21 protein-coding genes are annotated in these 20,178 nt (G+C 69.0%); 5 read left to right on the top strand and 16 right to left on the bottom strand.

Going from position 1 to position 20,178, the window contains the following annotated elements:
* The first annotated feature begins 2 nt into the window (after nt 1-2).
* Nucleotides 3-1,085 carry an alanine/ornithine racemase family PLP-dependent enzyme gene (locus D9T14_RS05975; protein WP_119161371.1) on the top strand — a complete coding sequence of 361 codons (1,083 nt, stop codon included), beginning with the start codon at nt 3-5 and terminating at the stop codon, nt 1,083-1,085.
* 226 nt (nt 1,086-1,311) lie between these two features.
* Nucleotides 1,312-2,769, top strand: a complete 1,458-nt coding sequence (locus D9T14_RS05980; protein ID WP_232012363.1) for an amino acid permease — start codon at nt 1,312-1,314, stop codon at nt 2,767-2,769.
* Here D9T14_RS05980 and D9T14_RS14355 read toward each other — a convergent pair.
* Nucleotides 2,720-3,532 (bottom strand): alpha-amylase family glycosyl hydrolase, encoded by an 813-nt coding sequence (locus tag D9T14_RS14355; RefSeq protein ID WP_119161373.1) that lies wholly within the window; start codon nt 3,530-3,532, stop codon nt 2,720-2,722. The two genes, D9T14_RS05980 and D9T14_RS14355, sit on opposite strands and share 50 nt — an antisense overlap.
* Before the next feature lie 69 nt (nt 3,533-3,601).
* Here D9T14_RS14355 and D9T14_RS05990 point away from each other — a divergent pair, with 69 nt between their 5' ends.
* Nucleotides 3,602-4,213: a TetR/AcrR family transcriptional regulator gene (locus D9T14_RS05990; protein ID WP_119161374.1), complete on the top strand. Its 612-nt coding sequence runs from the start codon at nt 3,602-3,604 to the stop codon at nt 4,211-4,213.
* A 167-nt stretch (nt 4,214-4,380) separates the two neighbouring features.
* On the opposite strand, the gene D9T14_RS05995 is transcribed toward D9T14_RS05990, so the two are convergent.
* The gene (locus tag D9T14_RS05995) at nt 4,381-5,124 is read right to left on the bottom strand and encodes an SDR family NAD(P)-dependent oxidoreductase (protein ID WP_119161375.1); all 744 of its coding nucleotides are present in this window, start codon (nt 5,122-5,124) and stop codon (nt 4,381-4,383) included.
* 42 nt (nt 5,125-5,166) lie between these two features.
* Nucleotides 5,167-5,874, bottom strand: a complete 708-nt coding sequence (locus tag D9T14_RS06000) for a TetR/AcrR family transcriptional regulator (RefSeq protein ID WP_119161376.1) — start codon at nt 5,872-5,874, stop codon at nt 5,167-5,169.
* Between the two features lie 140 nt (nt 5,875-6,014).
* On the opposite strand from D9T14_RS06000, the gene D9T14_RS06005 reads away from it, so the two are divergent.
* Nucleotides 6,015-6,764 carry a phosphoglyceromutase gene (locus tag D9T14_RS06005; protein WP_119161377.1) on the top strand — a complete coding sequence of 250 codons (750 nt, stop codon included), beginning with the start codon at nt 6,015-6,017 and terminating at the stop codon, nt 6,762-6,764.
* Nucleotides 6,765-6,810: 46 nt separating this feature from the next.
* Here D9T14_RS06005 and D9T14_RS06010 read toward each other — a convergent pair whose 3' ends face one another.
* The 11 genes from D9T14_RS06010 to D9T14_RS06060 form a co-directional block, all read right to left on the bottom strand.
* Entirely contained in the window at nt 6,811-7,770 is a 960-nt protein-coding gene (locus D9T14_RS06010) for a sugar-binding transcriptional regulator (RefSeq protein WP_119161378.1), read from the bottom strand.
* A 152-nt stretch (nt 7,771-7,922) separates the two neighbouring features.
* Complete coding sequence (locus D9T14_RS06015; RefSeq protein WP_119161379.1) at nt 7,923-9,227, bottom strand: NAD(P)H-dependent oxidoreductase; 1,305 nt, start codon at nt 9,225-9,227, stop codon at nt 7,923-7,925.
* Nucleotide 9,228: 1 nt separating this feature from the next.
* Nucleotides 9,229-9,762, bottom strand: a complete 534-nt coding sequence (locus D9T14_RS06020; RefSeq protein WP_119161380.1) for a transcriptional regulator GutM — start codon at nt 9,760-9,762, stop codon at nt 9,229-9,231.
* A 6-nt stretch (nt 9,763-9,768) separates the two neighbouring features.
* Nucleotides 9,769-10,137, bottom strand: a complete 369-nt coding sequence (locus D9T14_RS06025; protein ID WP_119161381.1) for a PTS glucitol/sorbitol transporter subunit IIA — start codon at nt 10,135-10,137, stop codon at nt 9,769-9,771.
* Between the two features lie 66 nt (nt 10,138-10,203).
* Nucleotides 10,204-11,217: a PTS glucitol/sorbitol transporter subunit IIB gene (gene srlE / locus D9T14_RS06030; protein ID WP_119161382.1), complete on the bottom strand. Its 1,014-nt coding sequence runs from the start codon at nt 11,215-11,217 to the stop codon at nt 10,204-10,206.
* Nucleotides 11,214-11,819 (bottom strand): PTS glucitol/sorbitol transporter subunit IIC, encoded by a 606-nt coding sequence (gene srlA / locus D9T14_RS06035; RefSeq protein ID WP_232012361.1) that lies wholly within the window; start codon nt 11,817-11,819, stop codon nt 11,214-11,216. The genes srlE and srlA overlap by 4 nt, the downstream gene beginning before the upstream one ends.
* Nucleotides 11,820-11,894: 75 nt before the next feature.
* Nucleotides 11,895-13,607, bottom strand: coding sequence for a phosphoenolpyruvate--protein phosphotransferase (gene ptsP / locus D9T14_RS06040; protein WP_119161383.1), 1,713 nt, complete (start codon nt 13,605-13,607; stop codon nt 11,895-11,897).
* Nucleotides 13,607-13,867: an HPr family phosphocarrier protein gene (locus D9T14_RS06045; RefSeq protein WP_119161417.1), complete on the bottom strand. Its 261-nt coding sequence runs from the start codon at nt 13,865-13,867 to the stop codon at nt 13,607-13,609. The genes ptsP and D9T14_RS06045 overlap by 1 nt, the downstream gene beginning before the upstream one ends.
* 245 nt (nt 13,868-14,112) lie before the next feature.
* Nucleotides 14,113-14,643: a YjbQ family protein gene (locus D9T14_RS06050; RefSeq protein WP_119161384.1), complete on the bottom strand. Its 531-nt coding sequence runs from the start codon at nt 14,641-14,643 to the stop codon at nt 14,113-14,115.
* A gap of 26 nt (nt 14,644-14,669) precedes the next feature.
* Nucleotides 14,670-15,518, bottom strand: coding sequence for a class II fructose-bisphosphate aldolase (locus D9T14_RS06055; RefSeq protein ID WP_119161385.1), 849 nt, complete (start codon nt 15,516-15,518; stop codon nt 14,670-14,672).
* Nucleotides 15,519-15,586: 68 nt separating this feature from the next.
* Nucleotides 15,587-16,291 carry a triose-phosphate isomerase gene (locus D9T14_RS06060; protein ID WP_119161386.1) on the bottom strand — a complete coding sequence of 235 codons (705 nt, stop codon included), beginning with the start codon at nt 16,289-16,291 and terminating at the stop codon, nt 15,587-15,589.
* 186 nt (nt 16,292-16,477) lie between these two features.
* Here D9T14_RS06060 and D9T14_RS06065 point away from each other — a divergent pair, with 186 nt between their 5' ends.
* On the top strand, nt 16,478-17,341 hold the full coding sequence (locus D9T14_RS06065; RefSeq protein ID WP_119161387.1) for an IspD/TarI family cytidylyltransferase: 864 nt from the start codon (nt 16,478-16,480) through the stop codon (nt 17,339-17,341).
* Nucleotides 17,342-17,362: 21 nt separating this feature from the next.
* On the opposite strand, the gene D9T14_RS06070 is transcribed toward D9T14_RS06065, so the two are convergent.
* Together D9T14_RS06070 and phoU are read right to left on the bottom strand one after the other, a co-directional pair.
* Entirely contained in the window at nt 17,363-19,081 is a 1,719-nt protein-coding gene (locus D9T14_RS06070; RefSeq protein WP_170175763.1) for an SWIM zinc finger family protein, read from the bottom strand.
* Nucleotides 19,082-19,452: 371 nt separating this feature from the next.
* A complete protein-coding gene (gene phoU / locus D9T14_RS06075; RefSeq protein WP_119161389.1) occupies nt 19,453-20,118 on the bottom strand; it encodes a phosphate signaling complex protein PhoU in 666 nt (221 codons plus the stop codon).
* Between the last annotated feature and the right edge of the window lie 60 nt (nt 20,119-20,178).

The raw sequence follows: 20,178 nt of genomic DNA on the forward strand, positions 1-20,178 counted from the left end.
CCATGTACGCCGCCACCCCGAGACTCGAGATCCTCGTCGACCGGATCGCCGGCAATGCGCGTTCCCTGGCAGAGCAGTGCCGGGCGTCCGGTGTCCGGGTGGCAGCGGTCACCAAGGTGCTCAATGCGCACCCCGCGCTGCTGGAGGCCCTTGCGGCCGCGGGTCTCCAGGAGATCGCCGACTCCCGGATCGACAACCTCAGACGTATCGCCGAGATGGGGCACCGCGGCCCGCGGCTGCTCCTGCGGGCCCCCACGCCCCGCACTGCCGCCGAGGCCGTGCACTGGGCCGACTGCTCGCTCAATACGAGCAGCAGGACCGTGGCGGCCCTGAGCCGGGCCGCGGAGTCCGTCGGTGTCACGCACAAGGTGATCCTCATGATCGACGTCGGCGACCTGCGGGAGGGCGTCTGGCCGGACCGTGCCATCGCCGAGGCGGTCGCGATGAGCCGGATGCCCCATGTCGAACTCGTCGGGGTGGGCGCCAATCTGGCGTGCTACGGCGGTGTCCTGCCCTCGGTCGACAACATGAGCCGGCTGGTCGAGATCCGAGACGCGTGCCGCGAGGCCACCGGACTGGACCTGCCGGTCGTCTCGGGCGGGAACAGCGCGAACCTGGCCCTCATGGCCTCCGGGCAGATGCCCGGCGAGATCAACCACCTGCGCCTCGGCGAGTCGATCATCCTCGGCCGCAACACCCTTGACCGCGAGCCCTGGCCCGGGACCCGCCAGGACACCGTCCGCGTGGTGGGTGAGGTCATCGAGGTGGGCCGCAAACCCTCGGTCCCGCTCGGCGAGACGGGGCAGGACGCCTTCGGCCGGCACCCCGTGTTCACCGATCGCGGCGTGCGGACCCGGGCCATCTGCAATCTGGGGCGCCAGGACGTCGTACCCGAGAACCTGGCCCCGACCGATCCGGGGATCATCGTGCTGGGCGCCAGCAGCGATCACCTCATTCTCGACGTCACCGATGCCGGCACGCCCGTCGACGTGGGCGACGAGATCGCCTTCTGGCCGGGCTACTCGGCCCTGCTGGCGGCCAGCACCTCGGCCCACGTCCACAAGAGGGCGGTCAGGGAACCATGAGAGGCCATTCCCGCCACGTCCGAGCATCCGCCTGCGGCCATGGGCCCACTCCGGTCCCGGAAGCGTCGTCGGAACCGATGCTGCGGTCCAGCCGCCACGATCCCCGGGAGTCATCGGTCTTCCTGTGAGCAGAGAGCTGTCCCCTGCCACGTCTGATGCCACGAAGATTTCCCGGTCACAGACCAGCTGATCATCCGATGTCCACACACGTACGAAGGAGCACCCCGTGAGTCACCAAGATCCCCCTGTCGCACTCGTGTCCGAGGCCGACCCTCCGTCTGAAGGAGAGGACCGCCAGCTGCAGCGCGGTCTGAGCAATCGCCACCTCCAGCTCATGGCGCTCGGCGGTGCGATCGGAACCGGCATGTTCATGGGCTCCAGCCGGACGATCCACGTCGCGGGCCCCTCCAGCGCGCTGGTCTACGCCCTCATCGGCATGTTCCTGTACTTCATGATGCGGGCCATGGGCGAGATGCTGCTGTCGAACCTGAAGTACAAGTCCTTCCGCGACATCGCCGAGCACATCCTGGGGCCGGCCGGCGGTTTCATCGCCGGCTGGACCTACTGGTTCGGCTGGATCGTGGCCGCCATGGGCGATCTCGCCGCCATCACCGGGTACGCCCAGTACTGGTGGCCGAACGTGCCCAAGTGGCTGCCGGCCACGGTCCTCGCGCTCACCCTGTTCGTCCTGAACGTCGTGGCGGTCCGGTTGTTCGGTGAGACGGAGTTCTGGTTCGCGCTCATCAAGCTGCTGGCCGTCTGCGCCCTCGTCATCGTGGCCGCGTGGCTGCTGGCAAGCAGATTCGTCTCGCCCGCGGGCAATCCCGCCCAGATCTCCAATCTGTGGAACGACGGCGGCTTCTTCCCGAACGGGCCGCTCGGCTTCCTCGCCGGCTTCCAGATCGCCTTCTTCGCCTTCGTCGGTCTCGAGGTCGTGGGAACCGCCGCCGCCGAGACCAAGAACCCGGAGCGGAACCTGCCCATGGCGATCAACGCCATCCCGATCCGGCTCGCCCTGTTCTACGTGCTGGCCCTGCTCGCCATCTGCGTCGTCATCCCGTGGCGGGCCGTGGTGCCCGGCGAGAGCCCCTTCGTCGAGATGTTCGGCCTGGCCGGCTTCGGCGCGGCGGCATCGGTGATGAACTTCGTCCTGCTGACGGCCGCCGCGTCCTCGGACAACTCGGGTCTCTACTCGACCTCACGGATGATGTACGGCCTGGCCCTCGACGGCCAGGCACCCAGGATCATGGGCAGGCTGTCCAAGCGCAACGTCCCGCAGAACGCGCTCATCGTGTCGTGCCTCATGCTCGCCAGCGGCATCATCTTCCTCTACACGTCCGAGACGATCATCGAGGCGTTCACCCTGGTCTCCTCGGTCGCCGCGCTGCTGTTCGTCTTCATCTGGTGCCTCATCGTGGTGTGTTACATCGTCTATCGGCGCAAGTACCCCGAGCTGCACGAGAAGTCCACCTTCAAACTGCCCGGCGGCCTCGTCACGGCGTGGATCGTCGTCGCCTTCTTCGTCGTCAGCGTCGTCATCCTGTGCCTCGAGGAGGAGACCCGCCAGGCCGTGTACGTCACCCCGATCTGGTTTGTCATCCTCATCATCGCCTACTTCGTGCGTTCCCGGCGGCTCAAGAGGACCGCGGCGGCGCAGCCGGCCGATCAGGGCGAGTCCTCGTGACCGCCGTGGCGCACTGAACCGGTGCCGACCGGGTGGGGCCGGCGGGACGACGGATCCCGCCGGCCCCACCGCTGCCAGGACGCTCCCACCCGGTCCTCGGATGGTGTGGCCGGTCGCTCAGCGCGGCCAGTCGAACACGACCGCCCCGTCGACGACGAGCCGGGCGGCCGGGCGCGGGTCGAGTTCGAGGTGGGCCTGGAGCCGGTGGCCGGGCGCGGTCGTCTCGTAGTCGATCCAGGTGCAGTCCTTGGCCAGCACGGCGATGTGCCCGCGAGCCAGCCACGGATTGCGACGGCGCAGGCCGATGAGTTCCCGGTGCAGCCCGTGGAGCCACCACCCGTGGGGTGCGAGCCGGGCGGGGAGCCGGACCGTCGCCCGTCTCGTACAGTCGCACCGGTCCGGTGCCCGCTGCGAGCGTCTCGGTGACGAGCCGGTGTCGGCGGCCGACGTGGTTGAACACGCCGTCGAGCAGCACGTCCAGGCCATGTGTCCGGGCCTGGGCGACCAGGTGGTCGAAGTCGGCGTCGTCGCCCAGCCGCGGGTCGATCCGGTAGTGGTCCACGGTGTCGTAGCCGTGGCTGGTGGACGCGAAGATCGGGCCCAGCAGCAGCCCGGTGCAGCCGAGATCGGCCGCGTAGTCGAGCCAGTCGTCGAGGCGCCGAAGGCGGTGGCCGTCGCTGCCCGCCGGGCGGTCGTGGATGGGCGCCCCGAGAGCACCCAGGGGGTAGAGGTGCCACCAGGTCGAGGTATCGAGGAAGGGCATCCGAAACTCCTATTGAGTCATGATCAATAACGATTGTTGACTGTAGCTCAACAGGACTAGGATCGCCACATGGCCTCATCCGACGAACGAGCCCCGCGGCGGCGGCTGAGCGTGGCCGAGCGCAGGCTCCAGATCCTCGAGGCGGCCAGGCGGCTGTACGCGACGACGCCCTATGCGCAGCTGCCGGTGACCCGGGTGGCCGAGGCGGCGGAGGCCTCGGCGGCGCTCGTCTTCCACTATTTCGGCTCGAAGGCCGGGCTCTACGAGGCCGTCGTCGCCGACGCGGTGCAGCGGCTCGCGGACGCCCAGCGGGCCGCCGATGCGGCGCTTCCCGCAGGAGTGCCGGCGCGCGACCGGGTGCGCACCGGTCTGCTGATCTACCTCGACCACATCGCCGGCCACCCGCACACCTGGGCGACCCCGCTGACCGGCGGCGAGGAACCGGCCGAGGTCGTCCGGCTGCGTCACCGCGTCCGGGCCGGCTACGTGGAGGAGTTGGGCCGGGTCCTCGATCCCTCGGACACGGCCCGCCACGACTACGCCCTGTGGGGCTACTTCGGATTCCTCGACCAGGCCTGTCTCAGGTGGGTCGAGAGGGGCTGCCCGGCAGACGACAGGCACCAGCTCGCAGATGCCGCACTCGGCGCCCTGGAGGGCGCACTCGGCGACTGGGGCGCCTGACCCGGCCGGTCGTGTGCGACGGCACGGGCGCCGGCCTCACCGCCCGGACATCGCCGGCGTCCGACGCGCTCGCGGGGCACTGCCGGTCCCGCACCTCGTGCAGCATCCGTGGGCAGGAGGAACGGTGCCCCGCGCGAGGCGGGGCACCGTGAGAGGGGAATGGGGGATCAGTCCCGGTAGACCTTGTCGTTGCTCACCTGGGCGCGGGGGCGGATGATCATGCGGTCGATGTTCACGTGCGAGGGGCGGGTGACCGCCCAGCGGATCGCGTCGGCGATGTCCTCGGCCACCAGGGGTTCGGCCACACCGGCGTAGACGTCGTCGGCCGCCGCCTGGTCGCCGCCCAGGCGCACCAGCGAGAACTCCTCGGTGCGGACCATGCCCGGGCAGATCTCGAGCACGCGGATCGGGCGGCCACCCAGCTCCAGGCGCAGCGCGCCGGCGATGTTGCGTTCGGCGGCCTTGGCGCCGCAGTAGCCCGCGCCGCCGATGTAGGGGTACTCGGCGGCCGTCGAGGTGACGACCATGATCGTGCCGCCCTCGCCGTTCTCCAGCGCGGGCAGCAGCCCCTGGATGACCCGTGCCGAACCCGTCACGTTGATGGCGTACATGCGCTCCCAGTCCGCCATGTCGGCGTCCTCGACGTGGTCGACGCCGAAGGCCCCGCCGGCGTTGTTGACCAGCACGTCGAGGTCGTCGCCGACGGCCTCGACGAGGGCGTCGACCGACTCCTGGGAAGTGACGTCGCACTCGACGGCGGTGCCGCCGATCTCCCGCGCCAGCGCGGTGAGGCGGTCGAGGCGGCGGGCCGCGCAGATCACGTGGAAGCCCCCGGCGGCCAGGGCGCGGGCCGTCGCGGCGCCAATCCCGCTGGACGCGCCGGTGACGACTGCTCTCTTCGTAGAACTCATGCCCTCATCGTGGCACGCGCACCGGGCCGGGCAAGGCCGGGGTCACCGGGACGGTGTGCTCGCGCTGATGATCGGCGGCAGCGGGTGCGCGGTGGCGGGTATCGTCATCGGATCGGTCAGCCATGGGGCGACGACCTGCTTGACGAGGGCGAACGACTGCTCGCTGACGTTCGCCGTGCTCACCGTCGGGAAGGGCACCGCCAGGGCCTGCATGATCATGCTGCCCTCGAGTGCCTCGGCGAGCAGTTCCGGTGAGGCCCCGGGGCGCAGATGGCTCGTGACGTGGGCGTCGCTCAGCAGGGTGCGCAGGCCGTTGCGGAACCGCGAGAGCGTGCTCTTCCAGATGTCGCCGACCTCGTCGGGCCCGCAGTGGTGCTCCACCTGCAACCGGATGATGGCGGTGCCGGTCGGGGTCGTGTAGGTGTACAGCCGGTGCTGGACCATCGTCAGCAGCTGTTCCTGGAAGGGCAGCCCGGCGACACGGCTGTCGTCCAGCTCGAAGAGCAGGGCGGTCCGCTCGAAGGCCGCGGTCAGCAGCTCGACGCGGTCGGGCCAGCGCCGGTAGATGGACGACTTGCCCACCTTGGCCAGCATCGTCACCCGGCCCATCGTGAAACCCGACCAACCGTGCTGGCCGTAGATCTCCAGGGCGGCGGTGAGCGCGCGCGGTTCCACCAGCGGATCACGGGGGCGGCCAGGGGTGTCGTGGGTGACGACGCGCGTCAGCGGCGACACATCGCCTTGCGTCATGACTCACCCCGTTGCGTTGCTCGTGTGCATCCGGCCCCGTGCCGTGCTGCTCCAAGGTTAGTCGACAGAAGTGGTGTCTCGGGCCGTGGACGCGGCCGGCAGCACGGTTCGGGAGGCCTCGTGGCCGCTAGACTCGGGCCATGACCTCGAAGCTGATCCTGCTCCGCCACGGCGAGAGCGAATGGAACTCGAAGAACCTGTTCACCGGCTGGGTCGATGTCGACCTCAACGAGAAGGGCGTGGGTGAGGCGACCCGCGGCGGCGAGCTCCTCGCCGAGCAGGGCCTGCTCCCCGATGTCGTCCACACCTCGCTGCTGCGCCGAGCGATCCACACCGCCTACCTCGCGCTCGACCGCTGCGACCGTCACTGGATCCCCGTCAGGCGCAGCTGGCGGCTCAACGAGCGTCACTACGGCGCCCTGCAGGGCCTCAACAAGACCGAGATCCGCGACAAGTACGGCGAGGACCAGTTCATGGCCTGGCGTCGCAGCTACGACGTGCCGCCCCCGCCGATCGACCCGGACGGCGAGTGGAGCCAGTTCCGTGATCCACGCTACGCCGACGTGCCCGAGGACGAGCGTCCCCTCAGCGAGTGCCTCAAGGACGTCGTCGCCCGCATGCTGCCGTACTGGGAGTCCGACATCATCCCCGATCTGCGGGCCGGCAAGACCGTTCTCGTCGCCGCGCACGGCAACTCGCTGCGCGCCCTCGTCAAGCACCTCGACGAGATCGACGACGAGACCATCTCGGGCCTGAACATCCCCACCGGCATCCCGCTGTTCTACGAGCTCGACGACGACTTCAAGCCCGTCGTCAAGGGCGGCCGCTATCTCGACCCCGAGGCCGCCGAGGCCGGCCAGAAGGCCGTCGCCGCCCAGGGCAAGAAGTAACGCCCGACTGCGCTGAGGCCCGTCCGCGTCAGCCCGTGGGCGGGCCTCAGGCCGCCATCGCCAGCAGTGCCTCGGCGAGCACGTCGTCCACGACGAGGATGTCGAGCGCTTCCGTGCGCAGCGCGCCGAGCGTGCCGGGGGCCTTCGCCCTGCCGCTGGCCAGGCCGACGACCGTCTCGATGCGGCGCAGGTCGTCCAGGTCGATGCCGATCACCCGCTCGGAGGTGGGCGGGCCCAGTGGAACGCCCTCGATCGTGAAGTAGCGGCCCAGCATGTCACCGACCGGGTGGGCCGCCTCGACGGCTGACTTCTCCGAGGCGCTGAGCTTCATGGCGCCCATGACGGCCCGGGAGGTCTGCACCTCGTAGTTCCCGATGCCGACGAACCCCAGATCGCAGGAGCGGGCCTCGGCGAGCGAGGCCTGCACCGAGGACTCACTCATCATGGCCTGCTGGGTGAGTGCCGACTCCACGATCGCCGGTGCGTCGAAACGCCCGGCGGTCGCGCCGCACTTGTCGGCCAGGATCTGCAGGTGGGTGTTGCCCGAGGGGGCGCTGTCGAGAGTGGGCATGCCGCCCACGAGCGGGACGATGCGGGTGTCCGAGCGCAGGGGGGTCTCGGCGAGCAGGTCGATGAACTGGGCGATGGTGAGCCCCCATCCGAAACCGATCCGCGAGGAGCCCGAGGCCAGTCGGGCGAAGGACTCGCCGGCCAGCCGGGCGACCGAGGCGAGGTGGTCGGTGCTGGCTGAGGTGTCCGCCACGAGGGCCTCGCGCAGCCCGAAGGCCTGACCCAGGCGCCGCTCGAGGTCACCGTTGCGCACGGTCCGGTCATCACCGACGATCCGGATCTGCACCAGCCCGGTGGAGCGCGCCTCGTGCAGGATCCGGGACACGCTGGAGCGCGACAGCCCGAGACGAGCCCCGACCTGTCCTTGGTCGAGACCGTCGACGTAGTACAGCCGCGCGGCGTCGATGAGCAACTGCTGATCTCTCTTGGCAGGCATGGGACTCCCTGACCCTGGGGGTTTTCCCGGTGCTGGTGAGGCACCCGGAGACGGATGATGGGGGCCAGGATCCTTCCTCGGTCCTGACCCCCATCAATTCTATGGAGAGCGAACACCCTTGTGGTGGCCGAACGTCTCAGCCGGCCAGGTGATCAGCCGAGAACGCCCCGGGCCACCATGGCGTCCTGCAGGAATCGCATGGCGACGAGCGGGCGGGTGTGGTCGATCTCGATGTCGTCGTAGGAGATCATCTCGTCGACCTTCTTGTCGACCTTCAGCTTCGAGTGCTGCAGCAGGCCGACCGGCACGAGGTTCATCTCGCGGGCCTTGTCGGCAGGCATGGCGTAGCCGTAGAAGTGGTGCCCGCCCATGCCCTCGAAGGTCAACCCGGCCTCGAGATCGGTCTTGGCCCGGCCGACGACCTCCGTGGTGACGTGCGTGGACTGGAAGTCGGCTCGCCCGGTCGTGACGGCCTCGAAGATCGACAGGTGCGCCTCGATCGAGGCGATGTGCCACGGACGGTAGAAGAGATAGTAGGGGCCGTGGCCGAGTTTCAGGTAGTCGAGCTCCTCGGTGATGACGTCCGAGGTGGACTTCACGATGCAGAAGACGCCCGGGGCGACATCGCCCGTGACGTACTCCACGCACGGGCCCTTGTCGAACTCGAGGATGCCGCCGTCGGCCTTGGGGATCAGCTTGGTGGCGAGCTCGGCCAGCGGGATCTCCTCGCCGTGCATGCCGTCCACCTCGATCGGGATGCCTGTCGCGTTCGACAGGGCGGTCATCTCGAGCTGGGTCTTGGTGCCGTCGGTGAACTCCGTGAGCATGCGCGGGTTCATCTTCTTGCGCTCGGCGTCGGCGATGTTGTCCTCGGGCATGCCGTGCGGGATGTTGACGTTGTTCTTGCCCTTGCCGACGCAGACCACCTCGAGACCCAGGTCCTGGGCGTACTCGACCAGTTTGAGGCACTCGACCGGCTCGTCGCCGCGCATGACGGTGTACACCGACCCGCCGGCGTTGGCCATCGACGCCAGCAGGGGACCGACGGTGATGTCGGCCTCGACCGTCATGAGGGCGACGTCCTTGGAGTGCGTGATGCAGGTGTAGGCGATCTGGGCCGCGATCTCGGGCACCCCGGAGACCTCGACGACGATGTCGACGGGCAGCTCGGGCATCCGCAGGCCATCCGAGATGACGGCGGCCCTGCCGTCGGCGATGGCCTGAGCGGCCTTGTCGATGTCGGTGCCGGCGACGACGACGTCATCGCGCCCGGCGTTGCGCAGCGCCGATGAGGCCTTGTCCACGACGATGTCGGCGACGGCGACGACGGCCAGGCCCGGTGCGCGCTGGATCGAGGCGATGAGGCCGGAGCCCATCTGGCCGGCGCCGACGACGCCCACCTGGACCGGACGGCCCAGTTCCTTCTGGCGTTCGAGAAGAGCCTTGGTGTAACCCATGTCAGTTTCCTTTCGGGATGGACACGCCCGGGGTGCTGGCTGCCCCCGAGCCGGTGGTGTGGGGTACGCGCTTGCGGATCAGCCGTGGCCCGGTTGTGGGAACAGGCGCGTGGTGGGTGGTTGGTGGTGTGGTGGCTGAGGGCTCGTCCGCAGGCTCCGTGCCGGCGTCTCCGACCTGGGCCAGCGCCATCTCGACGGCGGCCTTCAGCTGCTTGCCGCGGGCCCGGTCGACGGCCCCGGCCATGTCCCCGACGAGGCCGGGCGCGTCGTGGAACCTGGCGAAGACGCTCTTGCCGGCCAGGGCGCGCGCCCAGATGATGCACCGGGCGGTGGTGTCGACGATCGCGATGACGATCGCCCCGCCCGCGATGGAGCGGCCGCGCCCGGAGACGAGCATGAGGTGCTCGCCCCTGGCGATCCGCGTGGCCTTGTTGAGCTCGGCGTTGTACGAGCGCATCTGCAGGTAGGTGAACAGCAGCCCGAGCAGCATGGCCGCCACGAGGATCGCGGGGAATCTCCAGTCGAGGGCGTCCATGCCGGATCAGGCCTCGAGGAACTCGACGGTGCTGCCGACGGCGGGAACGGTGAGTTCCGGGCCGGAGGCCAGCACGGCGCCCGGCAGGAGTTCCTGTTCGGGCTGGTTGACGTAGACGACCACGTGACCGAGCTCGGTCAGGTTCGCGCAGGCGCGTTCCCCGATGGCGTCGACCGTGTAGTCCTGGCCGGCGATGCGGAAGACGTCGCCGGCGGTGATGTCGCGGGTCAGTGCCGTCGTCGTACGGTGCACGACGCTCACCTCGGCCAGGGCCTCGGGGACGGGCTCGCCGAACAGGATGATGACACCGCCGTCGATCATGTCGCCGGCGTCGGGTCCGATCGCGGTGACGTCAGCGCTCCACAGGGTTGACATGGTCTCTCCTTCTGTTTGGGGGATGCGGGTGGGGCGGCCGGGGCCGCCCCACCCGGTGATGTCGGGTCAGATGAGCAGGAACGAGGTGAGGTAGGCGATGATGACCGCCACCGGTGAGGTCACCAGGCGGGTGAACAGCACGGCGGAGACACCAACGGAGATCGTCTCGGGCTGGGCCTCGCCGAGCGACAGGCCGACCGGGACGAAGTCGCAGCCGACCTGCCCGTCGATGGCGAACAGGGTGGGCAGCGCGTACTGCACGGGCAGCGAGCCGGCGCCGATCTGCTGGCCCATGAGCACGCCGACGACCTGCGCGATGGCCGCGCCGGGGCCGAGCACCGGGGACAGGAACGGCAGGGCGACGATGACGCCCAGCAGGATCAGGCCGATCGGGTTGCCGGCCAGCGGCGTGACGGCTGTGGCGATCAGGTCCGAGATGCCCGTGTAGTTCACGATACCCATGAGCAGGCCGACGTAGGCCATGAAGGGCAGCACGGTCTTCAGGATGATGTCCAGCGCCTGGCGGCCCGACGACAGCAGCGTGTTGATGACGTAGCCGACCGCGTTGCCGAACTTCACGATGACCGACATGAAGCCGCCCTTGTCGGCCTGCTGCTGGGAGACCGTCTTCGGGCGTTCCGTCTCCGCCTGGGCCGGGGCCTCGTCGGCCCGGGCCGCGGCTGCGGCGGCAGCGGCGTCGACCGCCTCGGCGTCCGCCAGGCTGATCTGGTCCAGCCCCACCGCCGACACGAAGATGTCCTCGGTGATGTACTTGGCCAGCGGGCCGGTCGGCGAGCCGGGGTAGATGTCGATCGTGTTGATGCGCTTCTTCGGGTAGACGCCGATCCGGGCGGTGCCGCCGCAGTTGATGACGGCGGCCAGTACCTTGTCGTCCTCGACGCTGTTCGTGAAGCCGTCGACGGCCTCGGCGCCGCTCAGCTCGGCGATGCGCGCCGCGACCGGGTGGATGCCGCCGCCGGTCACCGACATGACGATCTTCTTCTCGTCGGTGGGGGTCAGGATCATGTCGTTGCCCCAGCCGCCGTTGCCCTTGACGACCTTGACACTGCGATAACTCATGCCACGCCTCCCTGGATCTGGCCGGCTGCGTAGGCCGCGTCGTACTTCTTGAAGGTTTCCTGGTGCCCGCCGCGGCGGATGAGGATGGCGGTCATCCACTGGGTCGCGATGCCGCGGATGAGGATGACGACCAGGCCGACGAGGAAGTACAGGACCGCGAGCAGTGCGTACTTGTCGGGCGCGACCTCGAGGACGCCGGCCGAGACGCCGGTCCAGACGAAGACCTCGCCCGCGTTGGCGTGCGGGAACAGTGAGGTGATCGGGTGGCAGATCGACACGGTGGCGTCGTAGAAGGCCGGCTTGTAGCGCTCGGGCAGGAAGCGGCCGAAGGTGTAGGCCATCGGGTTGGTCAGCAGCAGCATGGCCAGGAAGGGCATGATCGTGTAGCGGGTCACGGCGTACTTGCCGGCCCACCGCACCGCGTGGTTGACGCGCTCCTCACCGATCCAGGTGGTGATCGCGTACATGGCGGTCAACATGACCATGAGCAGCGGCAGGATGCCGGAGGCCAGGCTCAGGAACTGTTCTGCCGAGGCGTTGAACAGCCCGATGAAGTGTTCGGCGAACCAGGTGATCGCCTTCATCACGGGATTGTCATCCACGATGACTCCTTCTCTGTGAGTGGTTGGTACGGCGGCGTGGCGAGTGCCGCCGGGTGCGCTCCGTCGCGCGGTCCCTCAGTCGAGGGACATGGCCTCCCTCACTTGGGGGTCGAGCAGCTCCTGGACGGCCGAGACCGCAGCTGCCGGGTCGGGAGCACTGAGGGCCGCCCGCGCCATCGCCTGGCAGGTAGCCAGCGAGGTGTGACGCAGGGCGAACCGGACGGCCGGTACGGCCGGAACCGACATCGACAGCGACGTGACCCCCAGCCCGCACAGCACGAGTGCCATGAGCGGGTCGGACGCGGACTCGCCGCAGACCCCCACCGGGGTCCCGGAGGCGGCGCCGGCCCGTGCGGTGGCCTCGACGAGCTTGAGGACGGCGGGCTGCCAGCGGTCGATGAGATCGGACAGGGTGCCGAGTTCGCGGTCGGTGGCCATCGTGTACTGGGCGAGATCGTTCGTGCCGATCGAGACGAAGTCGACGTGCTGGAACACCTGCTCGGCGCACAGTGCGACGGCCGGGACCTCGACCATGACACCGATCCTGGCCTTGGCGCCGAGCCCCGCCTCGTCGGATCGGCGGCGGAAGTCGGCGGCCTCACCGGCGGTGGAGATCATCGGGGCCATGACCCACACCTCGGTGCCGGGGCAGTCGTCGATGGCGGCCGCCAGGGCCTTCAGCTGGTGCTCCATGAGGTGCGGCACCGAGCGGACGAGACGGTAGGCCCGCTGGCCGAGCGCCGGGTTCGACTCGTCCACCGGGTTGGCGTAGGCCAGCGGCTTGTCGGCGCCGGCGTCGAGGGTGCGGACGACGACCTTGCGGCCGGCGAAGGCATTGAGGACCTCGCGGTAGATCTCGGTCTGCTCGGCGATGCTCGGTTCCTCGACGGCGTCGAGGAAGACGAACTCGGTGCGGAACAGGCCCACGCCCTCGACGGCCTTGCCGGCTGCGGCGCGGGCGTCCTCGACGCCGCCGATGTTGGCCAGCAGCTGGACCCGGTGGCCGTCGGACGTGGCGCCGGGCGCGGTGTCGGAGGCCAGTGCGCGGTAGCGCTCCATGCGCCTGGCGATGGCCTCGCGGGTGGCCTCGTCGGGATCCACGACGACCGAGCCGGTGGCGCTGTCGACGGCGACGAGCGAGCCCTCCCGGATCTGCGTGGCGCCGGCTGCCCGCACGACGCAGGGCAGCCCGAGCTGGCGGGCGATGATCGCGGTGTGCGAGGTGGGGCCGCCCACCTCGGTGACGAGGGCGATGACCTTCGACATGTCGAGACCCGAGGTGTCTGCCGGGGTCAGCTCGTGAGCGATGACGACGGCCGGCTCGTCGATCCCCTGCAGGCCCGGCACATCCAGGTCGAGCAGCCTGGCGACGGTGCGGTCGCGCACCGAGTTCAGGTCGGTGACGCGCTCGGCCATGTAGCCGCCGATCTCGGTGAACATCGCGGCGAACTCCGCGATGGCCTTCGTGATGGCGTTCGCCGGGCCGTTGCCCTCGGCGACGATCTGGCCGGCGCGGTCGGCCAGGGCCGGGTCGTCGGCCATTTCGGCGGTCGCCGAGAGCACGTCGCCGAGTGTCTCGCCGGAGTGCTCGGCGGCCGCGGCCTGCAGATCGACCGAGACCTGTTTCAGTGCCTCGGCGAGCGCGGCGCGGGCCGAGGCGATCGCCTCGTCACCGGCCGGGACCGGCTCGTCGGCCGGCGCCGTGGGCGGCGCCGCGAAGTGCACGCACGGGCCGACGGCGGCCGTCTGGCCGACACCGATGCCGGTGTACTCCTTGGCCTGGGGCATCACTCGGCCTCCGCGAGAACGGCGACCAGCTTGTCGAGGGCCTCCTCGGCCCCCTCGCCCTCGGCGCTCAGCACGACGGTGTCACCGCAGTGCGCGCCGAGGCTGAGCACGGACAGCATCGAGGTGGCGGGAACGGGGCCCTTGTCGCCCTTGGAGATCTGGACGGGTACACCGCATTCCTTGGCTGCCTGGACGAAGGCCGCGGCGGGACGGGCATGCAGGCCCTCGGCGGCGGCGACGGTGGCTTCACGGGTGGACATCATTGGCCTCACTTCGGTGGATTCTCTGGATGATGGTGCGCATGTCCCGGTTCGCCCACGGGGTGGACCGGGGGTGCTGAGGTGTGCTGCTCGGTGGGCTGAGCGCCCATCTGATTCGGTGGCCGTGGCCCTGCGCTGGGCCGGTGTGGTGGCCATGGCTCATAGTGGCACGAGCACCACGCTATCTGCAATAAAAGTCACATAGATGCAATTATTTGTATTCAATGATGGATGATTCTTCACGATCACTCGCCGATGATCGTGACGCGACAGGTTCGGGTACGAGCCCTGTCCCGATCCCAGTCGGCGAAGAAGATGTAGCCGGTGACGCCGAATCCGAGTTCGCCGTCGATGAGTGGGAAGGTCTGCGAGGAACCGACGATCGACGCCTTGAGGTGCGCGTCGGCGTTGAGCAGGGCTCTGCGGTCGCCGCCGGGCAGGTACTCCCTGGCGCTCGGCCAGCTCTCGACCTCCTCGAAGTGCTTGATGCCGGGGTAGGAGTAGCCGTCGGCGGGCGGGAACTCGGTCTGATCCGGGCAGATGAGCCCCAGAACGCGGTTGAGGTCGTGCTGCAGGAAGTCCGAGCCGTCCTCGACGGTGTCATGGGCCCACTCGTCGTAGTAGACCGAGCAGGTCGTGTGGGGGCTCATCACCGCGACGATGCCATTGCTGATGCCCGAGGCGGCGATGGCCTCGCGCACCTGGTCGGTGACGTTGATGAAACTCGGCGTTCCGCCGTGCGACTCCAGCTTCAGCGCTGTGTGGAAGACGGTCATGGTGCTCCTTGCTGTGTCCTGGGTGTTCAGGCCGTGGCCGTGAGGATGTCGATGAATTTCTGCGCGTCCTCCTCGACTGCCTTGCGTGCCGCGCGGGCGAGATTGGAGAAGAGGATGACGTTTGGGTCCTCGATGAGGGGCAGGCAGGCGTCGTAGGCGGCCTTGGCCGAGTAGGTGTAGTAGTTGATCTTGCGCACGCCGTGGCGGATGCACTCCTGGTACTCGCGGGCCTCCAGGCCCGATCCGCCGTGCATGACGATCGGCACCCCGGTCGCCTCCCGCAGCTGGGCGATCAGCTCGTAGTTCAGCTCAGGCTTGCGGCGGTAGACGCCGTGGACGGTCCCGAACGAGGCGGCCAGGGCGGTGACACCGGTTGCCTTGACGAAGTCGGCGGCCATCCGCGGGTCGGTGTACAGGGCGGCGTCGGCGACGCCCTGGTCGGGGTCGCCGTTCTCGTTGCCGGTCATGACGCCGATCTCGCCCTCGACTCCGATGCCGCGCTCGCCTGCCAGCTCGACGACCTCACGGGTGACGCGGACGTTCTCGTCGTAGTCGAGCTTCGAGCCGTCGATCATGGCCGAGTTGAAGCCGATGTCCAGGCCCTTGCGGATGTAGTCGATGTCGAAGCCGTGGTCGACGTGCAGGACGAACGGGGCGCTGGAGCGCTTGGCCAGTTCCACCATCGCCGGCCCCATGTCCTCGATGGAGACGATGGGTTCGTGGACCTGGGCGAACTGCAGGATGACGGGCACATCGGAGCGCTCCGCGACGTCGATGACGCCGAGCAGGCCCTCGAAGAAGGGTGTGTTGATGGCGGCGAGGCCGATGTTGTGCTGTTCGGCGTAGGCGAGTGCCTCGGGAAGGCCGATGATCATGATGACTCCTCGGTGTGGGATCGGGCGGGCGTGCGCAGCGGTGCGGGGCCCGGGGTGGGGCGTCGGGCTCAGGAGCGGGACGCCTTGTGCTCGGCGATGACGGTGAACATCTCGGTGAGCACCTGACGCCAGTCGGGGTGCTTGACGATGCCGCTCGTGCCGCCGGAGCCGTCGGCGCCCTGGGAGAGCACACGGGCGATGTCGTCGGCTCCGGTCACGCCGGCCGCCTGGATGACGAGGATGCCGGGATCGACGTCCTTGACGATCCGGGTGGTGCGCTCGATGTAGTCGCCGGCGTCCATCGTGCCGGTGCCGATCGCCGCGGTGGGTTCGCAGATCATGATGTCCGGGCCCATCGTGGCGATGGCCCTGCACTGGGCATCGGTGTCGGCGCAGACGATGGTGGCCAGCCCGACCTCGCGGGCTCGTTCCATGGTGGCGTCGAGCGTGGCCAGTGAGAGCTGGTGCTCGGCGTGGTTGAGGACGACGGCCCTGGCGCCGGCCTCCGCGAGTGACTCGGGGAGGATGTGGCCCATTCCGCGGCCCTTGACGATCGGGTCCATGTGCTGGGCGGTCACGCACAGGTTCCGGGTTCGATCGGCGACCATGCGCAGGTCGACGTGCTGTGCGGTGAAGATGACGTCGGTCTTGAACTGGGCTGCGAGCTCATCGGTGAGCAGGGCGAGCCCGAGGGTGTCGTTGCTGCCGAGGTAGGCCTTCGGGTTGACGATGAGGAACGGTCCGGAGACGGGCTGCGTCGTTGCTGTGCTCATGGTCCTTCATTTCATCTGGTGTGCAAGTTTTTGCATCAATCTGGAAAGATATGCGGACTATGTTGCGATCTTCTCACTTTGCATATTGTTTTGCAATAGCCAGATGGTCTGCAAATTATTTCAGAAGTCTGGTGGGATGCCGTCCCCCGCCGGTGGGCCCATGTGTCCTGTGGCAGACTCAGGGGCATGTCACAGCCAGTGGTCGCCGTCATCCTGGGTGCGGGCCTGGGCGTTCGGTACGGGGGCTCGGTCTCGAAACCGGCCCTGAAGATCACCGGCCACGCGCTGATGAACATGTCGATCGAGGCGATGGCCGCCGGTGGCTGTACGCATGCCGTCGTCGTCGTGAACGACAAGGTCGCCAGGGAACTGAGCCTGGCGAAGGCGGCCCTGCCGATCCCCGTCATCCAGACCCATGGTGGCGTGAGCCGCCAGGAGTCGGCTCACAACGGGCTGAGGGCGATCCGTGCTGACCGGGAGCTCAGCAGGGCCGAGGTCGTGCTCATCCACGACGCCGTGCGCCCGATGGTGCCCGCCCACGTCGTCGAGGACATCATCGGTGCCGTCCGAGGCGGGGCCCACGCGGTCGCCCCGGTCATCGACGTGGTCGACTCCATCCGCGTCCTCGACCGGCAGGGGGGCAGCCGCCCGGTCGATCGTTCGACCCTGCGCGCGGTGCAGACCCCCCAGGGCTTCCCGCTCGAGGTCATCTGGGCCGCGCACGAGCGCATGGCCGCTGCCGGCGAGCAGTTCACCGACGACGTCTCCTGCGCCGAGCTGGCCGGCCACGAGGTGGTCCTGGTGCCGGGCTCGCGCATGTCGATGAAGGTCACCGAACCCACCGACATGACGATCGCCGAGGCCCTGTGGAAGGCGCGCGCCACACTGGGGCACCACAGCGGGCGCCGGGTCCTGCGCCACATGCCAGGAGGCCAGTACCTGGAGAGTCAGCTCGCCGGGATGGAGCGCGAGGCCGCGGAGCGGGGCCGCGAGGCGGCCGAGCGGGAACGGGAGTCCCGCATCAGTGGGGGCAGACCCACCGAGGCCTGAGTCACCCCGGACGGGCAGACCTCACAGGCCTGCCCGGGTGAATTCATCATCAACGGTCGGCCGGCGTCGGTACCTGCTCTTCAGCTCTTCCAGCCACTCGGCGAAGGCCTCGGCCCGGTGCCCCTGGCCGCGGTTCGACCCCTGATCGGCGTCGTCTGCCCGGTCGATGAGTCGTCTCATGAGCAGGGCCATGTCAGCGGCCTCCCTGGCGTTGGCTCGTCCCGGGGTGATGAGGGTTTTCTCGATGTTCTTGCGGTACAGCTCTATCGCCTCGTCGGGGCGTGGCTGGGGCTCGGCGTCGGCGAGTTCCTGCCAGCTCGCCCGAACCCCCCACCGGTCGGCGGCCGCCCAGGCCCGTTTCACGTCGCCGATGTGCAGGGCGAGGGCGATGACCGTGTCACCATTGGGCCAGTCCCGATTCTCGGCTGTGGTGAGGGCGTCCTCCAGCTCCTCGTCGCGGCGCCCGAGTCGCTCGCCGGTGGAGATGACCAGGTCGAGCGCCTGCGGGCTCGGTTCGGACCGGAACAGTCCGCGGACGAGTTCCAAGGCGTCCTCGGTCTGCCCATCCTCGAGGTAGAGCTCGACGGCCCGGTACGGGTCGAGCCAGTAGGGATTGCCGCTGGGACCCCAGGCCAGGCTCCTGCTGCTGACGCGCGATTCCGCTACCGCGCGGTCGAGATAGGAGATGGCCTCACGGCGCCGACCGACGGCGAGGAGTCGTTCGATGATCACCGGGTACTGCGGGTGCTCCCCCTGCCCCAGCAGTTGGACGGCTCGGTCCAAGTCGCCGTCATGGTCGGCGAGTTCGATGAGCATGCTGCGGGGATAGGCGTCGTCGTCCGGGGTGCTGCGGCGCGCGGCCTTCTCGACGGCACGACGGTAGACGGCCAAGCCTCTGTCGCCCAATGCCGGGAGGAACTCGGAGAGCGTCGTCTCAGGCCAACCCGGCGAATCGATCCGGAACGCCGCCAGCCACCTGCCGAGCTTGACCGGATCGGGGTCGGACGCGCGGCAGGCGCGTGCGTAGAGTTCCACTGCGCGCTGGCAGGCGTCGCCGACCATCCCGGAGGAGTCATCGACCCGGGTCTCCAGTTGGGTGCGCAGCCGGGTGGTGATGTGCAGCAGGGCCGGCGAGGCCGCCGAGGCGCCGCCAGGGCGGCCGAGGAGCTCGGCGAGTTCATCGAGGAAGTCCTCGACCTGGTTGGCGTAGTCCATCGCCTCGTAGTAGTCCAGGAAGCGGCGTCCTGAGGTGAGCGAGCGGGCGGTGGCCATCATCTTCTCCTGGACGGCTTGGGTGTCGCCGGTCGCGAGGGCGGCCATCGTCTCGAGGTGCTCTTCGGCCGCGGGGTAGGTCTGGGCCAGGAGCAGCACGAGCTCGCGCAGCTCCGCGGCTTCCAGGCCCTCCAGATAACGCTCAACGGGGTCCGTGGGGTGCGGCTCCATGTCGAGAGCCGAGGTGCGGGCCCCGTCGAGGACGGCCAGGCCGACAGCGACGAGATGTTTGCAGAAATTGCCGTTGAGGAAGTGCGGGCAGGTGCAGGCACCGCTGAGGACGCCATCGTCCCAGGTGAGCTGGACATCATAGGGCAGGGTGCCCTTCACCTTGCCCGTGGCGCGGCCGGCGGAGACGCTCAGGGCGCGTACGGCGTCGACGTAGTTCATGCCTCGTTCGTAGCTGGACTCGCCGGCCGCCTCGAGAAGAACCGCGCTGCTCAGTACCCCGTCCACGACGATCGCCATGCAGCAAGCCTTGCAGGGGGCCGGGTGTGCAGACAAGCCCCTGTGGGACTGCCCGCCAGTCCCGAGTCTCATGTCGAATCGGGCCATGACCCGCCGTGCGGTACACCGGCTGAGAGTCGGCCGACGAAGGCGAGCGCAATGGTCTCCGGGCCGGTGCACCTTAGTCCTCGGTTTTTGCTCCAAGGCGGTACAGAGGGGCTGGTCGTCTTTCTTGCCGGTCTCGTCAGCGCTTCGGTGCGAAGTTCAAACGATCGTGACATCTTCACGGTGAAGTTCCAACGAAAACGGCTTTTCGTTGAAACTTCGGGTGCCAGGGGCGGTGCCTTCGCCGGGTGGTGGGTCCCTTCGCGGCGGCCGGACCGGGGCGCCCCTCAGGTGGTCGGCCAGTCCTCGCCCTCGGGGGCCTCGCCGGTGATGATGTAGATGATGCGCCCGCCCATGGCCACGGCATGGTCCGCGATGCGCTCGTAGTAACGGCCCAGCAGCGCCGTGTCGACCGCCGCCTCGACCCCGAACGTCCAGTCGTCCGAGGCGATGAGCCGGAACTGCTCGCTGCGCAGCTCGTCCATCTCGTCGTCCTCGCTGACGAGCGTCGCCGCCGCGTCGGGGTCGCGTTCGAGGAGCGTGCGCCCGGCCTTGCCGACCATCTCCTGCGCAACCTGCGACATGCGCGTGAAGTTCGGGACGAGCGGGGCCGGCACGGCGTGCCCCGGATAGCGCATGCGGGCGATCTCGGCGACGTGCGCGGCCAGGTCGCCGGTGCGGCCGATGTCGGCGATGACCTGCATGGCGGCGACGATGGTGCGCAGCTCGCCCGCCACCGGTGTGGAGCGGGCGAGCAGGCTGAAGCAGCGCTGCTCGAGCTGGTCATGCATGGCGTCGATGCGCGCGTCGTCGCTGATCACCCGCTCGGCGATGGACGCATCGGCCTCGAGGAGAGCGCGAGTGGCATCGCGGACGGCGACCTGCACCGCATCGGACATGGTCACGAGTTCGTTGACGATCTCGTCCAGCTCGGAGTGATGGAACTCCTGCATCGCCTCTCCTTCCGCCTCGGGACGAACAACCGACCCTGCGGCGTCCCTGACAGTCTCGCA

Origin of the sequence: Propionibacterium australiense (assembly GCF_003666605.1) — a bacterium.
Taxonomy (GTDB): Bacteria; Actinomycetota; Actinomycetes; order Propionibacteriales; family Propionibacteriaceae; genus Propionibacterium; species Propionibacterium australiense.